The following is a 16248-nucleotide window of genomic DNA, read 5'->3' on the forward strand; positions in this document are numbered from 1 at the left end:
ATAAAATTAAGGGCGAGAAAAAGCAAGCTTGATTTTTTAAGTTTAGTCCTTTTCTTGTCCTTTTTACATAGAATAAAGGAGCGGCATCGATGAAAAAACCACTGATAATATTTGACGATTTTACTTTTCAATATCATAGTCAGGCTGAACCAACATTACATAACATTGATCTAACGATTTATGAAGGGGAAAAAGTCCTCGTTGTTGGTCCAAGTGGCAGTGGCAAGTCAACTTTTGCTCAATGCATCAACGGCTTGATTCCCTATAGCTATGAAGGGAAAATAAGCGGATCTGTCAAAATCGGCGACAAAGACCTAGCCAAGACTAGCTTATTTGATTTGTCATTTGATGTTGGAACAGTATTGCAAGATACAGATGGTCAATTTATCGGGTTAACAGTTGGAGAAGATGTTGCATTCGCTTTAGAAAATGATGGAGTTTCACAAATCAAGATGCATGAAGAAGTCAATCATTGGACTAAAATAGTCGGCTTAAATGACTTTTTGCATCATCGACCGCAAGATTTATCTGGTGGTCAAAAGCAACGAGTATCAATGGCAGGTGTTTTGATTGATGAAGCACCAATTTTATTGTTTGATGAGCCGTTAGCAAATCTTGATCCTAAAGCAGGAAAAGAAACGATTGCTTTAATAGAAGAGATCCATCAAAAGACAAAAACGACTATTTTGATTATTGAACATCGCTTAGAAGATGTTTTGTATCGTTCGGTTGACCGTGTGATTGTTTTTAATGAGGGAAGAGTGGTGGCAGATTTACCAGCTGATGACTTATTAAAAACAGAGATTCTAACTGAACAAGGAATTCGAGAGCCACTCTATATAACTGCAATGAAATATGCTGGTGTAGACTTAGAAACGGTTGAACAGCTGTCTAACATTGAAAAAGTTCAAGCACCAAATTTAAAAGAGCAAATGGAAAAATGGATGACCAAACAAACCAGATTTTCAGAGCAAAAAAACTTACCAGCATTATTAGAATTAGAAAAGGTGACGTACCAATATAATCGAAATAATCAGTCTGTTTTAAACGAAGTTTCAGTTGCGTTTAATCGTGGAGAAATGCTTAGTATTGTTGGGAAAAATGGCGCTGGTAAATCTACCTTGAGTAAAGCTATTTGTGGATTTGTTACACCTCAATCAGGAAAAATGAGTTGGTTAGGTATCGATTTTACACTGTTTTCTATCAAAGAACGTGCGGATAAAATTGGCTTTGTTATGCAAAATCCAAATCAGATGATTTCTAAGAAAATGATTTTTGAAGAGGTTGCTCTAGGGTTGACACTAAAAGGAGTCTCAGAAGCTGAAATTAATGAACGAGTTGAAAAAGTCTTGAAAATCTGTGGGCTACATTCATTTCGTCATTGGCCGATTTCGGCGCTGAGCTTTGGACAAAAAAAACGCGTTACGATTGCGGCGATTTTAGTTTTAGAACCTGAAATGATCATATTGGATGAGCCAACTGCAGGACAGGATTTTAAACATTATACTGAAATGATGACCTTTTTAGAAGAGCTGAATCAAATGGGGGTCACGATTGCAATGATTACTCACGACATGCATCTGATGTTGGAGTATACAGATCGAGCGTTGGTATTGTATGAGGGGAAAATTATCGCTGATACAACGCCAGTAAAGGTTTTAACGGATTCTGAGTTAGTAGAACGAGCTTCTTTAAAAGAAACAAGTTTGTTTACTTTTGCTCAACATTTAGGGTTGGAGGATCCGTTTTTATTTACTGAAAACTTTATGACATATGATCAGGAGGTGCGTTTGAAATGAATGGACATCAGATGTTAGGCTACATTCCTGATAAGACAGTTATCCATAAGTTAAATGGGACAGCTAAACTGATTTTTCTGATTCTATTATCGATTGCTTGTATGACAACCTATGATACTCGGTTTTTGATAGGGATGACCTTATTTTCACTGATTTTATTTAAGCTATCCAATATCAAATGGCATCAGATTTCCTTTGTTGTAAAATTTATTTTTGTTTTTTCATTACTAAATATTATTGCAGTTTACCTGTTTGCACCAGAATACGGAGTAGAATTATATCAGTCTAGAACGGTTATTTGGGAAGGGATTGGGCGATTTACCCTGACGCAAGAGCAATTATTTTATGAGTTCAATTTAGTTCTAAAATATTTTTGTACGATTCCGTTAGTCTTGATTTTTCTGTTAACAACGAACCCAAGTGAGTTTGCTTCTAGCTTAAATCGAATCGGGGTTAGTTATAAAATAAGTTATGCTGTAGCGTTAGCAATTCGTTACATTCCAGATATTCAAGAAGACTTTGTCAATATCTCTCTGGCCCAACAAGCTCGTGGTTTTGAAATGTCTAAAAAAGGCAAACTCACACAACGAATCAAAGGAACGGCTCAGATTGTTTTTCCTCTGATCCTTTCAAGTCTAGATCGTATTGAGACGATCAGCACAGCAATGGAGTTGCGGCGCTTTGGTGAAGAGAAAAAAAGAACCTGGTATGCACAACAACCATTTCATGTTTCTGATTTTATCGTTATAGGGTTAGCTATTGTACTGACGATGGTCAGTTTTGCCTTATTCAAAGTAAATAGTGGGAGATTTTATAATCCGTTTAACTAATATTTTTTAAGCTTACTAGTGTCATTAGTAAGCTTTTTTATTTCTTATTTCTGACTAGACCAATTTCCTTTTTAGATAAAAGTGTTGACAGATATATTTGTTATATTGTATTATTAGTGCAGTTTCTATTTGATGTTTTGAAAAGGAGGATAGTTATACCAATAATGGAATAGCGCCAGGCCTGATTCATCAGGTGACGAGGAGAGAGCTTATCGAAAGATTCGGCGGATGGCTCTAGGGACTGCACTCTACAAGTTGGACATAAAACATAATTGCAACGTTATAACAAAATGCCAACTACGCAGGATAGAAACCAACAAGAAAAAAATCAAGAAAAGAGAATAGATGGATAAAAAAATAGAGAGTGGTTTTAACAGGAAACGGCTTAATACTTATGTTTTATTCGTCAATTCCTTTTTTCTTGGTCAATGATTTAAGAAAATCAAGAAAGTAGGAAATAGATAATATGTGTGGAATTGTAGGAATTATTGGAAAAGACAATGCGACTGATATTTTAGTTCAAGGATTAGAAAAGTTAGAATACCGTGGTTACGATTCAGCAGGTATTTTTGTAACTGGAAAAAATCAAGACGATCATTTAGTAAAATCATTAGGTCGAATCGCTGATCTACAAAATAAAATCAGTCCAGAAGTTCAAGGAACTGTGGGGATCGGACACACGCGTTGGGCTACACATGGCAAACCGAGTGAAAGAAATGCGCATCCGCATACATCAAGCAATCACCAGTTTATTTTAGTACACAATGGTGTGATCGAAAATTTTGAAGAAATAAAACAGGAATTTCTTAAAAATACGCCACTAGAAGGTGAAACAGATACTGAAATTGCCGTACATTTGATTGAATATTTTGCAGAATCTGGAATGACAACAAAAGAAGCCTTTAAAAAAGCACTGAATGTGATTAAAGGTTCGTATGCATTTGCATTGATAGACAAGAACGACCCAGACACGATCTATGTAGCAAAAAATAAAAGTCCATTATTAATTGGATTAGGCGATGATTTTAATGTAATTTGCAGTGATGCGATGGCAATGCTAGCTGAAACAAACCATTTTGTGGAAATTGCTGATGGGGAAACGGTCATTGTTAAAGCGGATAAAATCGAGATTGAAGATCAAAAAGGCAATTTGGTCTACCGCGAATCTTATGAAGCTCAATTAGATTTAAGTGATATTGAAAAAGGGGCATACCCTTATTATATGTTAAAAGAAATTGATGACCAGCCAGCTGTTATGCGTCGAATCGTACAGGAATATACAGATACACTTGGAAGAACTGTGATCGATGAAGATATCATTAAACAAATAACTGCTAGCGATCGTATTTATGTCATCGCATGCGGAACTAGCTATAATGCTGGCTGGGTAGGAAAAGCAATTCTCGAGAAAATGACGAATATTCCAGTTGAAGTGCATCTTTCAAGCGAGTTTGGCTATAATATGCCATTATTGTCAGATAATCCATTTTTTATTTTCTTGAGTCAAAGTGGAGAAACAGCTGATAGTCGCCAAGTATTGGTGCAAACTAGTGAGTTAGGGTTACCGTCACTTACACTAACAAATGTAGCTGGCTCTACTTTATCTAGAGAAGCCGATTACACGTTATTACTTCATGCAGGACCAGAAATTGCGGTTGCGTCAACAAAAGCTTATACGGCACAAATTGCAGTTTTAGCGGTGCTTGCTAAAGCAGTTGGTGACAGCAAAGCAAACCCGTCCTCACTCGACTTTGATATTGCGCATGAATTAAGTGTAATTGCCACAGTTATAGAATCGATCATTGCTGAAAAAATGACGATTAGTCAATTGGTAGAAGACTATTTAGCGACAACAAGAAATGCGTTTTATATCGGGCGTGGTGTAGATTACTATGTATCGATGGAGGCCTCATTGAAGCTAAAAGAAATTTCATATATCCAAGCGGAAGGTTTTGCTGCTGGAGAATTAAAGCATGGAACGATTGCATTGATTGAAGAGATGACACCCGTTTTTGGCGTGATCACAGATAAAAAAACAGCAGCACATACGCGTGGAAATTTAAAAGAAGTTGAAAGTCGTGGTGCTCGCAACTTTGTTATTGCTCTGTCATCATTGGCAAAAGAGACGGATCAGTTCGTTATACCAGATGTGCATCCATTGTTGACCGCTTTAGTGAGCATCATTCCAACGCAATTGATTGCTTATTTTGCAACATTGCAAAGAGGCTATGACGTAGATAAGCCTCGTAATTTAGCCAAAAGTGTAACGGTCGAATAAACTAAAACAACAGCTGAACTTATTCTTTGGGAATAAATTCAGCTGTTGCTTTATTTTATCGGTATTGTAACATCAAATGTTGTTCCAGTTTCTTTATCACTACGAACACTGAGTAAAAAGTGATGACGTTCAGCGATTTCCTTAGCAATTGCCAAACCCAATCCGGTACCGTCTAGTTGCTCCTTAGAACGTGCTTGGTGGAAGCGTTGAAAGATTTCTTTTTGTTCCTTTGGAGAAATATAGGAACCTGGATTATGAACACTGATGTTGATCGTATCATTTACTTTGTTCGCTTGAATCTCAATAATTGCTTTAGGTGGTGCAAACTTAATGGCATTTTCAATCAAAATAACAAACAGCTGTCGAATTCGACCATAGTCACCATTGACAACAACGGGTTCTTCTATAGCGGTTTTAAAACACAGCTGCTGTTCTTTTGATGAAGTTTTCAAGCGGAGACTCCTCAAACTGTCTGATAAAACATCATTGATTGCAACAGGTTCCATTGTAATCGTAAATTCTGGATTTTCTAACCGAGATAATTCTAGCAAATCATTGATCAAGCGCTCTAATACAATTGATTCTGCTAATAATTGTTGGTGATATTGCTCGATCTTTTCTGGTTGCTGGATCAGACCATCATTTAAGGATTCAAGCGAGCCGCGAATGACCGTTACTGGCGTTCGCAATTCGTGAGAAATCGTGGATAAAAAATTTTTTTGTGCTTGTTCGCGATTTTCCCGCTGAAATTTCGCTTCAGCTAACCGATTTTTTAAAATAGTCAATTTTTCGCTCAACTGACCTATTTCATCTTTAGTCTGGATATCCAATGATTCTTCATAATTTTCTACAACAAGCTCTTCTGTAAAATGACTCATTTTATTGATCGGGGCGATGAATTTTTTTGATAATAAAATAGAGAGTAGCAGGCCAATGATCCAAGCAATCAAAATACTGATAAAGAGCAATAAATACCCCTGATTCTCTTCTTTATGAACGCTGGAGACTGCTGAATGAAGTAAAACCACAGCTAAAACAGTGCCCTTGCTATTCGTGACAGGAGCACCAACTGTCACGGTTGGTTTGCCAATAAAATGACTAAAAGCATCACTAGTCGTTGTTTTTCCAGCATAGACTCTTTTGATGACATCTTGCGCATTGTCAGGTAATTCACTATATTCTTTATCGTGCATACCATGACCGACAGTAATCGTATCAGAATTTTCATCAACTATCCAAATATCATCCAGCGCTAGCTGATCCATGAAATTAAGGAAAGAAGAATATCCCATACCCATCTTCATGGAAGAACCAGACCCCATCATGCCATGCATAGATGAGTTACTTTCATTTGTGGTTTCTTGTTCGTCAAAATAGTCGCTTAAAGTCTCAGCGATGACTGTTGCTCGGCGCGTCATTTCTTCTGTATGGATCGTAATCGTTTGTTTAGAAAATAAAGTACTAAATGCTACACCAATTACTAATGAAAAAAGCAACAGCGTTAAGGAAAAATAAAGAACGAGTTTTCTAGTCAGCTTGTTTTTCATTTTTTACCCTCAAACTTATACCCTTGGCCCCAAACCGTTGCAATTTCCCAATTAGGATGCGAGACTTCGTCTAGTTTGGCTCGTAATCGTTTAATATGAGTATCAACCGTTCTTGCATCACCAAAGTAATCGATGCCCCATAAGCTATCCAATAAGTTATCTCGCGAAAAAACCTTTTCTGGATTGGCTAATAGTAGCCATAAAAGTTCTAATTCTCTTTTCGTTAAAAAGATTTCTTGAGTGGCGATCGTTACTTTTTTTTCTTCCAAATAAACAGTCAAATTATCATAAGTCAAACGATCCATAGTATGTTGATTTTCTTCTGTTCGCTCAAGTCGTCTTAAAATTGCTCGAATTCGCGCCATCACTTCACTTGGGGAAAATGGTTTCACTATATAATCATCGGCGCCAATATCTAGCCCCATGATGCGATGATAGTCTTCTCCTTTGGCTGTGATCATGATAATTGGGACATTTGATGTTGCCCGGATCGTTTTGCAAACACCAAATCCATCGATTTTTGGTAGCATGACATCTAGTAAAATCAGTTCAATCGTATGGCTAGAAAACGCATCTAAGGCTGCTTGACCATTATCAGCTATGATTGGATTAAATCCTTCTTTTAGAACATATTCTTTGAGTACTTCTGTAATTTGCAAATGATCATCAACGATCAAAATATTTTTCATGAGAGGACCTCCTAGATTCTTCTTTTATTATAGACAAAAATTACGCATTTAGGGAATTTATTTTCGACACATATTTGACACAATTATTTAATAGACTGAAGTCAAGTTATTCAGTTCGAGCTGGATGAATGTGTCATATGTATAAAAAAGGAGGAATCAGAACGTGAAAAAGAAGATGATTAGTGGATTATTTGTAGGCTTATTGATAGGTACAATGGGATTTGTCACAGTTAGTGAAGCCATAGGGCAAGGTGAAGAGGAGCGCATGGATTCTTATGAAATGAAGTCTAGGCACGAAAGACATCGAGAGATCATGAACAATCAACTGACGGATGAGAAGAAACAGGATCAAGTAATGTCAGAAGATGAGTATTACGGTAGAAGACAAAATGGTGACCAAAATCATATGAGGAAAACAAGAGGAAGACATCAGAGTAGAATGAATGGTTCTTGTTGGTAAAAATAGATAAATAAAAAAAATATTCCCCCATCAGAGAGATGGAGGGAACACAAATCAAATTACACACAACCATAAAATAGCATACTTCCTCATAATTCTCAAGAATTTCGATGTTTAGGAAAAAAAGTGAGAATTTTTATGAAGAAGGGATATTCTATAAATAATCTGGTTATTTTCCTAATGAAACAAGGAATATAAATTTACGATAAAAACATTGCTCACATAAAAGGAGCAATGTTTTTTTGCGCTGTCTATAAAACTCGTACAGCAAAGTCCGGAGCATAGGAAGCAACTGTTGCGACTTGGACAACATCGCCAGGAACGGGTGCATGGATATAAGAACCATCGCCTGTTGAAATTCCTACGTGATAGGTCCCACCGTGACTCCCCCAAAAGACTAAGTCGCCAGCTTGAGCTTCTGCAACTGAAATCGTCGTTCCAGCAGATTCTTGATCAACCGTTGTACGACCTAGAGCATGCCCAGCAGCAGCAAAAGCAACTTGAACTAAACCAGAACAGTCGAAGGAATCAGGACCCGCAGCGCCATATACATAAGGTTTACCTAAATGTGTTTTGGCCGAGTTAATGACCATTGAACGAGCATCTGTTTTTTTGACTTGTTCTTCTTTTTGTTTTTTAGCTTGAGTGATTTTTTCTGTTAATTGGGATTCTTGTTTAACTGTTTCAGCCTGTTTTTTTGTAATGTCTTCTGTAGTTGTTTTTAAGAGAGCTTGTTGTTGTTTTAATTCAGTTAATTGTTCTTTTTTCTCAACTATCGGGCTATTTTGGATAGGAACAGGCGAAAAAGTTGTTGTGAGTGTTACGTTCTGATCTTTAGTTGATTTTGTTGTTTCAGAGATGGCTGTAACAGATTCAATTTCTTCTAGCTGTTCAAGACTGATTTGGATTTTTTTCATTTTTTGCTCTAAGTCAGAAAGCTGAATCGTTTGTTCGCTTTTTTTATCTGAAAAATATTGTTTATCCACTTTTAACTGGGATAGTTTTTGTGAAGCTTCTGTAATGATTTTATCTGGAGTAGTTGGCTGTGTAGAGGTTGCAAAAGCTTGATTACCTATTACTAAACTAGCAGCAACGGTCAAGCCGCTTAAAAATAATTTGGTTATGATTATCTGTGTTTTCAAAAAAACGCTCCTCAAGTATTTAAGTTAGTTGATCTATTTATAACAAATGTGTATTCATTTTATTATTTTAAGACCAGTTAATAGTTAAACACAGCTTCTTTATAATGTCTGTAAAAGGTAGGTTAAATATTTGTTTCTTGGGTTACAAAAAAGGATCATTTATTTCAAAGTGATGAATCATTGTAATATAGCTGAGGTTAGATTTATAGACTATCTTTTTTTCTGATTTTGATTTAAACTAGTGAAGAACGGGGGAGCGGTAATGAAAAAAGAATCAGTATTTGAGGTAACACATCAGTCAATTTTAGAAACTGCGAAGGATCTTTTTTTAACGAACGGATACAAAAATACTTCTACTCGTGATATTGCTAAAGCTGCAAATATTACACAGCCAGCATTGTATTATCATTTTTCTAATAAAGAAATTCTATTTATTGAGATTAATAAACAAATTGGTATTCAGTTGAAAAGTGCGATTGAACAGATTCATAAAGAACAAGATACCATTGAAAATCAATTGATTAAATGCACTAATGCTCTGTTAACTGTTTATCATAGAGATATTTTTTCTTTTATCCATCAAAGTGCAGCAGAAATGGAACAAGAAAATAAACAGCAGCTATTTTATATACTAAATGATTACTATCTAATCCCATTACAGACTATTTTTGAATCGAGTCAAGAGCCATTAAACAGCAGTGTGTCTTCAAAAAAAGCAGCTCAATTTTATCTGATGAGTTTGTCATTGTTATTTTCAACGATTCATCAGCTTTCTACAGAAAAAGAGCGGTCAGCGCAAATTTCTGAGTTAATGGATATGGTATTACATGGTGTTTTATCTTGAGGAATTAAATCATTTTTTATCATGTGATAAAAAATGTTGTTTAATTCTTTTTTTCATGGTAAACTTTTTATCAAGTGATAAAAAACTGTTTATTTTTTTAACTGTTTTTTTATCGATTGATAAAAAAGAGGTGGAATCAATGTTTTTAGGTTTAGAAGAAATGAAATATTTTAAGCTTAGGTATACGTTAGTAGTGGGTGTCATTGTGTTAGTTGCTTATGTGGCATTTATGTTGTCCGGTTTAGCCAATGGACTTGCCCAAGGGGTTCGTCAAGGTGTAGATCAGTGGGATGCAACAAGTATTATTTTATCTGGCGACGCGAACAAAAGCTTGAACGCATCAAGTTTAGTAATGGATGATGTAACACACGTAGAGGCTGAAAAGGTAGAACCGCTTGGACAATACGCTGGAGCGTTAAACAAGGTTGGTGAAAACAAAGAAGCCGACAAAATCAATATTTCTCTTTTTGGTGTAGCTGAGAATAGTTCAATCAAACCCAAATTGATTGAAGGACGTTACTTTGAAAATGCTGGAGAAATTATTATTCCACAAAATTTAGTGGATAAAGGAATCAAACTGGGCGATGCTGTGAAAATCGGAAAACTTGATAAAGAGTTGAAGGTTGTTGGGATTACGAAACAAAATAGTTTCAGTATTGTTCCATTAATTTATACATCACTTGATCAATGGCAAGAGCTTAAATTTGGTAAAATCATCGAAGGTGCCAAAGCACCAATCAATGGTATCGTTGTGCGTACAACGCCAACAAATAAGGTCAAACTGGAAACAACCGATGATCATTTGGTAAAATACGGCATTGAAGAATTTATTCAAAAACTACCTGGCTACAGTGAACAGAATCTGACGCTCAATGCGATGATCTATTTCTTATTTGTCATCACGGCTGCGATTATTGGTATCTTTATCTATGTAATGACCTTACAAAAAACGAGTTTGTTTGGTGTTATGAAAGCACAAGGAATTTCAAATGGTTATATCATTAAATCAATTATTGCTCAAACCTTTATTTTAGGAGTGATTGGCGTTTTGATCGGTGTTATCTTGACGTTGTTGACAAATCTTGTCTTACCATCTGCTATGCCGTTTGAATTGGATAGTACAAACCTACTCGTATACAGTATTGTTTTGATTATCGTTGCGGTTTTAGGCGGCGTTTTCTCAATTCGGACAGTGACACATGTCGATCCAATGAAAGCGATAGGAGGCTAAGAAAATGACTGATATTTTAGTAATGGATGATATTCGGAAAACATTTGGAAAAGGCCACGCAAAAGTGGAAGCGTTGAAAGGAATCAATTTAAGTGTTAAGGCTGGAGAATTTGTCAGTATTATTGGACCATCTGGCTCTGGAAAAAGCACATTCTTAACCATTGCAGGCGGACTACAGACACCTACAACAGGTAAGATCATGATTAACGGAAAAGACTTTACTCATCTGAGTGAAAAGAAGCGCTCAAGATTACGTTTTGAAGAAATTGGCTTTATTTTACAGGCATCTAATTTGATTCCATTTTTAACTGTAGGAAATCAATTTACACTAGTCGATAAAATCGAAAAGAAAAAAACAGAAACGCAGCGCATCAATGATTTATTAGCTTCTTTGGATATCGCTGATTTGATCAATAAATTTCCAAGAGATCTTTCTGGAGGGGAACGTCAACGAGTAGCAATTGCTCGAGCTTTGTTTAACGAACCAAGCTTGATTTTAGCAGATGAACCAACTGCCAGCTTGGACACAGAACATGCGTATGAGGTAGTAAAAATTTTAGCAAAAGAAGCACATGAAAAGCAAAAAGCAACGATCATGGTCACACACGATCCGAGAATGATTGAGTGGAGCGATAGTGTTTACCGTATTGAAGATGGTAACTTGATAAAAGAGTAAAAAAATGAAGAAGGGAAATAAACAAAAAAAGTTTATTTCCCTTCTTCTTAATTTTAAGTGTTATAAAATATGATTTTAGGTTATGATAATAGAGGAGAAAAGTAAATAGGTGGAAATACATACAGTTGGCTAAAAAATGAAAATATACAAAAGAAAGTGAGGCAGTACAATGGATAATCGAGTAGAGGTAATGACGTTTTCGCAATTGAAGCAGCTTGTAGCAGAGTTGGATGCAAATAGCGCAATTAAGGATGATACCAAAGTATTTATTGATACTGGGTGGGATAGTGTTCAAGAAGTTGAACCAAATGCTTTTCATGTCGAAGAAATTATGGAATTTAAAGTACAAGATGAGCTGACAAAAGACTTTTATGTTGGGTATACTTTGAGCGAAAAAGCAGAACGAATGCAAGCTCATGGTCAACCTGAGACAGCTGTCATCATCAGAAATTTATATTAACAGTCGGTTGTTTTAATAGGGTTTGTTAAGAAAATTTTTTCCTTTTTAAACAATACACACTATTTCTTTTTTTAATAGGGTTTATGCAGATAAATACTATGTTATAAGAAATAATTATTAGGAAGGTGGTGTTTCTTTTGACAAATAAAATTCCATTTCCAAAGAACTATGAACGATTTATTGAGTTAGGACAAGAAGCTGTCAAAGAAAATAATTTACTCGAAGCAGTAAACTATTATGAGCAGGCCTATGCCATTCGGCAAGACTTTCCACTAAATTTGGTATTGGTAAATATGTATTTAGAAACAGGTGAAAATGAGCAAGCATTATCTTTAGCATCAGAAATGAAAGAAAAATATTTTGCTTACTTAGATTATCTAGAACTCTATATTCAAATTTTAATTCAGAATCATCTGTTCATTCAAGCGCATAGCATTATCAATGAGCGAATTTTGATGGAACAAAGTGGTGAAATGAGAAAACTGATTTCTTTGAAGAAAAAAATTCGCCATGTTGAACTGATGTATCGGCAGTTTGAAGTTAGTAAAATCAAAGAATTAAAAGAAGAGTTAGAGCATCTTAATACACAGAACTACTATGAACAATTGGGGGTAGTCAAAAAAGCTGGTCAACTACCTCAAGATGAATTTATTGCGATTGGTAAAAAAATTTTATTGGATGAGCGAATACATAATTTAGTTCGGTCTTGGATTCTTGAAGAACTTGTGAGTCTCCATGTTAAAGAAGAAATTGAATTTCTGTGGAGAGATAATAAGAAATATACTGTTATTCCAGCATCGATTGGTGGACCGTTGGATTGTGCGGCATATCAAAGGATTTTATTATTTTTAGAAAAAGAGCTGATCAATGATGATCCTATTTTGCTCGTAGATGTCTTAGAAGAAATCAGATTGCATTTTGCCTTATTATATCCTTTGGCAGATGACATTATCGAAAATCCCAAATTATGGGCAATTAGTTATATTATCTCATATAATCATTCGATTGCTCAAAAATTTCAAATAGATGAAAAGCGCACAGAAATCGAAAAAATTCAGAAAATCCAAAGTAAAATCCGTTTTGAATTGGAGACGATGGTTTTATAAAATTGAAAAAGGAGGCGAAGCAAAACGAATCACTCGTTTTGTTTGCTCCTTTTTTTTGCAGAAATTAGATATATAGTCACGGTTTAGAGTTGTGGGTTAGGAATAATAGCAGAATGAATGAGAGTAAGTAATAAAGAAAAATTCCTCCTTGAATAAAAGTGATAACTAAAAATAAAAGTGGATAATCTATCGTTGTGAACTGGTAAAAATAACGAATGAGAAAAAATTCTGTGAGCGCTAAAAAAATGGAAAGAACCAAAAGTCTCATATGACGCTGACTCAATACGATCAACTGCCTAACTATAATATTTTCGAAAGCTTATAATAACATAAAAAACGATGATTTTTTATCAAGTTTTAATGTAAATCGATAGATAAATGAGAAAATGTATTGACTGTTAGGAAATCCATTCTTATTGTAAAAAAACTGAAATAAAATAAAAAAACATTACAAAAATTGTAATGTTGGAGTGGAAAATATCTCAATGACCAGTTAAGTTATGGCTACATCTGGTTTTAAATTATGCTATAATTCTTTATATAGCACTTTATTAATAAGTAAAAATGATGCGCCCTGAGGGAATCGAACCCCCGTCTCAAGAACCGGAATCTTACGTGATATCCACTACACTAAGGGCGCAAGCACGTTTACTAGTTTAGCTGATAATTTGATAAATTACAAGGGGAAGGACCAAAAAAATGAAATTTGAACAACATTTGTCACAACAACAAAAACAAGTCCAAAAACTTGCAATGACCCAACAATTACAGCAATCGATTCAGATTTTACAATACAATTCAGAAGAACTTTTTGCATACATAGAAGCTAAATCACTGGAAAATCCTTTGATTGATATTCAAACAGAAACGAATTATAATGATTTTCCAAGTGCAGGCAGTCGCACATACACAAATGAAGAAAACAATTATTTGAATCAAATTCCTGATAACCATACGTCACTTTTTGAATATTTGATCGATCAGATTCATTTGAATTATCGGGATACTTATCTGCGAACGCTGGTATTATTTTTAGTTGAATATATTGATTTAAACGGTTACTTGATGATTGACTTAGAGGAAGCAACGCAAAAAACGGGGGCAACATCGATTGAAATGCTTGATGCGTTGACCTTGATTCAGCAACTAGATCCAGCAGGCGTTGGGGCAAGGGATTTACGTGAGTGTTTGCTCTTACAAGTTGAACGAGATGATATGGCACCAGAGTTAGCTTATATTGTGATTGAAGAAGAGTTTGATCATCTAGCCAATCGAAAATGGAGCCTGATTGCTAAAAAATTCGATGTAGCATTATCAGATATCCAAACGATTTTCGATTACATTCAAACCTTAACACCTGCACCTGGCAGTATTTTTGAATCAACTTCGGGATTATATATTCGCCCAGATTTAACCCTACGGATCAACGGTGAGCAATTAAGGGTTATTTCTAATAAAACGGGTACGCCAACGATTCAGTTTCAACAAGCTTACTTTGAACGAATGGAAGCAACAGATGACAAAGAAGTACAGGACTATATTAAGGAAAAGAAAAATGAATTTGAATGGTTGGAAAAAACAATTATTCAACGTGGAGATACGATTTTAAGAGTCGGTACAGAAATCGTTCAGCGCCAACCAGAATTTTTCTTTAAAGAAGATCGTCCGTTAAAACCAATGACGTTAAAAGAAATTGCGGAAGCGTTGGATATTCACGAATCCACAGTTAGCCGAACGGTTAATGGGAAATACTTGGAAACAGAATTTGGTGTTTTTGAATTACGTTCATTTTTCTCTCACGGTTTATCAAATGATAATACTGGAGAAGAAACGTCCACTAGCAGTATCAAAAAACAACTACAAGCTTTAGTAGATAACGAAAATAAAGCCAAACCGCTCTCTGATCAGAAACTAGTTGAATTGTTAAAAGAACAGGAAATCAAGATTTCTCGCCGAACGGTTACCAAATATAGAGAAGCATTGGGAATCCCTGCTTCGTCTAAACGAAAACGATATGATGATTAAAAAAACGTCTAACTTTTGAGTTTTACTCAAAGGATTAGACGTTTTTTAATCGATCAAGGTTGCCAAACCAAGTGTTCAGAAGGTAAACCATCTTCTATTCCTTGCCAGACAGAGACAAAGTGATTTTTTTCTAAAAGGTGTTTCGATGCACCATTTTTAGGGTCGATTATAGCGTAAAGAGTAGCTTGCGATAGTTGCTCTGATTGTCTTACTAAGTTTAATAAATGAGCTATTATTTTTGTCGCATAACCTTTTCCCCAGTGTTCAGGTAAAATCATGTAGCCAATCTCGATTTTACTTTCTTCATCCCAAGATAATTTTCCAAAGCCAATATAAATATCTTGATCAAAGATTTTATAGTAGCCTGTTTGATCATTATGGCTGGCATTGTAGGCTAAGATTTTTTTGAAATTCTCAATCGCTTCATTTTCTGGTTCTGCTTTTTCAGTAATATAACGCATGACACGAATGTCTTGAGTCAAAATAGAATAAAGCTGTTGATCATTTTCTTGGTAGAAATCGAATGTCAATGGTTTAGTGTGGAGCATTAGTATATACCTCCTAAGGAATAGCTTTTTAGTATAATTTGTTTTTTAGCCTAAATGGATTATTTATCTTATCAAAGAATATGATCAAATAGGGTATTTATTGTTACGATCAGCAGATACGCCACAGCAATTTTTTTATGTCCAACAAAAAAAGTAAGACAAGCAACACCACCAAATAGAATGATTTCAACTAAAATTCGTTCAACTTCACTTAAACGGTTTGGGGATAGAGGAGCCATGTACTTACCCCAAAACAGAACTGTACAAAGGGGGAGAACAATACTAAATATAATTTTTAAAGCAAGTATTCTGAATGTAAGTGTCCCGGCTAATAATAGACCAATTGTGATTAATTCAAGTATGAAACGAATGCTGTCATTGAGTTGTTTGATTATTGGAATCACCTCTTTTCCACAGGACGGTTAATAGATTGTTTCTATCATAACACTGGAGTTAAGGTAAGAGTCAATATAAAACAACAAAAGTAAAGATACAAAATAGTAATTAAGGTCTCAGACTTATTTCAACCTATGGTGTTTATAACTTTATTAGTAGTATTATAGCACCCTCGAAAGGCAATACAAACAGGGGCATAGAGCTTCAAGGGACGATA

Annotated in this window: 15 protein-coding genes and 1 tRNA gene; 10 read left to right on the top strand and 6 right to left on the bottom strand. The window is 35.2% G+C overall.

Going from position 1 to position 16248, the window contains the following annotated elements; genetic code table 11:
• The first annotated feature begins 89 nt into the window (after nt 1-89).
• From ATZ35_RS09585 to glmS, 3 genes are all read left to right on the top strand, one after another.
• Nucleotides 90-1799: an ABC transporter ATP-binding protein gene (locus ATZ35_RS09585; RefSeq protein ID WP_208927041.1), complete on the top strand. Its 1710-nt coding sequence runs from the start codon at nt 90-92 to the stop codon at nt 1797-1799.
• The gene (locus ATZ35_RS09590) at nt 1796-2629 is read left to right on the top strand and encodes an energy-coupling factor transporter transmembrane component T family protein (protein ID WP_208927042.1); all 834 of its coding nucleotides are present in this window, start codon (nt 1796-1798) and stop codon (nt 2627-2629) included. The genes ATZ35_RS09585 and ATZ35_RS09590 overlap by 4 nt, the downstream gene beginning before the upstream one ends.
• A gap of 466 nt (nt 2630-3095) precedes the next feature.
• Entirely contained in the window at nt 3096-4907 is a 1812-nt protein-coding gene (glmS, locus tag ATZ35_RS09595; RefSeq protein WP_208927043.1) for a glutamine--fructose-6-phosphate transaminase (isomerizing), read from the top strand.
• A 50-nt stretch (nt 4908-4957) separates the two neighbouring features.
• Here the strand turns inward: glmS and ATZ35_RS09600 are convergent, their stop codons facing one another.
• Nucleotides 4958-6454, bottom strand: coding sequence for a HAMP domain-containing sensor histidine kinase (locus tag ATZ35_RS09600; RefSeq protein WP_208927044.1), 1497 nt, complete (start codon nt 6452-6454; stop codon nt 4958-4960).
• Nucleotides 6451-7143 carry a response regulator transcription factor gene (locus ATZ35_RS09605; protein ID WP_208927045.1) on the bottom strand — a complete coding sequence of 231 codons (693 nt, stop codon included), beginning with the start codon at nt 7141-7143 and terminating at the stop codon, nt 6451-6453. The genes ATZ35_RS09600 and ATZ35_RS09605 overlap by 4 nt, the downstream gene beginning before the upstream one ends.
• Before the next feature lie 163 nt (nt 7144-7306).
• Here ATZ35_RS09605 and ATZ35_RS09610 point away from each other — a divergent pair, with 163 nt between their 5' ends.
• Nucleotides 7307-7603 carry a hypothetical protein gene (locus ATZ35_RS09610; RefSeq protein WP_208927046.1) on the top strand — a complete coding sequence of 99 codons (297 nt, stop codon included), beginning with the start codon at nt 7307-7309 and terminating at the stop codon, nt 7601-7603.
• 251 nt (nt 7604-7854) lie between these two features.
• Here ATZ35_RS09610 and ATZ35_RS09615 read toward each other — a convergent pair whose 3' ends face one another.
• Nucleotides 7855-8745 carry a C40 family peptidase gene (locus tag ATZ35_RS09615; RefSeq protein WP_208927047.1) on the bottom strand — a complete coding sequence of 297 codons (891 nt, stop codon included), beginning with the start codon at nt 8743-8745 and terminating at the stop codon, nt 7855-7857.
• 262 nt (nt 8746-9007) lie between these two features.
• Between ATZ35_RS09615 and ATZ35_RS09620 the strand changes: the two genes are divergently transcribed.
• From ATZ35_RS09620 to ATZ35_RS09640, 5 genes are all read left to right on the top strand, one after another.
• A complete protein-coding gene (locus ATZ35_RS09620) occupies nt 9008-9589 on the top strand; it encodes a TetR/AcrR family transcriptional regulator (RefSeq protein ID WP_208927048.1) in 582 nt (193 codons plus the stop codon).
• Between the two features lie 139 nt (nt 9590-9728).
• Entirely contained in the window at nt 9729-10820 is a 1092-nt protein-coding gene (locus ATZ35_RS09625; RefSeq protein ID WP_208927049.1) for an ABC transporter permease, read from the top strand.
• Between the two features lie 4 nt (nt 10821-10824).
• Nucleotides 10825-11496, top strand: coding sequence for an ABC transporter ATP-binding protein (locus ATZ35_RS09630; RefSeq protein ID WP_208927050.1), 672 nt, complete (start codon nt 10825-10827; stop codon nt 11494-11496).
• A 169-nt stretch (nt 11497-11665) separates the two neighbouring features.
• A complete protein-coding gene (locus tag ATZ35_RS09635; RefSeq protein ID WP_208927051.1) occupies nt 11666-11956 on the top strand; it encodes a hypothetical protein in 291 nt (96 codons plus the stop codon).
• A gap of 128 nt (nt 11957-12084) precedes the next feature.
• On the top strand, nt 12085-13062 hold the full coding sequence (locus ATZ35_RS09640; RefSeq protein ID WP_244148144.1) for a tetratricopeptide repeat protein: 978 nt from the start codon (nt 12085-12087) through the stop codon (nt 13060-13062).
• 568 nt (nt 13063-13630) lie between these two features.
• Here ATZ35_RS09640 and ATZ35_RS09645 read toward each other — a convergent pair.
• Nucleotides 13631-13702 (bottom strand) — tRNA-Arg (locus ATZ35_RS09645).
• Between the two features lie 59 nt (nt 13703-13761).
• Here ATZ35_RS09645 and rpoN point away from each other — a divergent pair.
• Nucleotides 13762-15087, top strand: a complete 1326-nt coding sequence (rpoN, locus tag ATZ35_RS09650; RefSeq protein ID WP_208927053.1) for an RNA polymerase factor sigma-54 — start codon at nt 13762-13764, stop codon at nt 15085-15087.
• A 53-nt stretch (nt 15088-15140) separates the two neighbouring features.
• Here the strand turns inward: rpoN and ATZ35_RS09655 are convergent, their stop codons facing one another.
• Entirely contained in the window at nt 15141-15635 is a 495-nt protein-coding gene (locus tag ATZ35_RS09655; protein ID WP_208927054.1) for a GNAT family N-acetyltransferase, read from the bottom strand.
• 71 nt (nt 15636-15706) lie between these two features.
• Nucleotides 15707-16039 carry a YrdB family protein gene (locus tag ATZ35_RS09660; RefSeq protein ID WP_208927055.1) on the bottom strand — a complete coding sequence of 111 codons (333 nt, stop codon included), beginning with the start codon at nt 16037-16039 and terminating at the stop codon, nt 15707-15709.
• Nucleotides 16040-16248 lie beyond the last annotated feature (209 nt).

Source organism: Enterococcus rotai (genome assembly GCF_001465345.1).
In the GTDB taxonomy this organism is placed as follows: Bacteria; Bacillota; Bacilli; order Lactobacillales; family Enterococcaceae; genus Enterococcus_L; species Enterococcus_L rotai.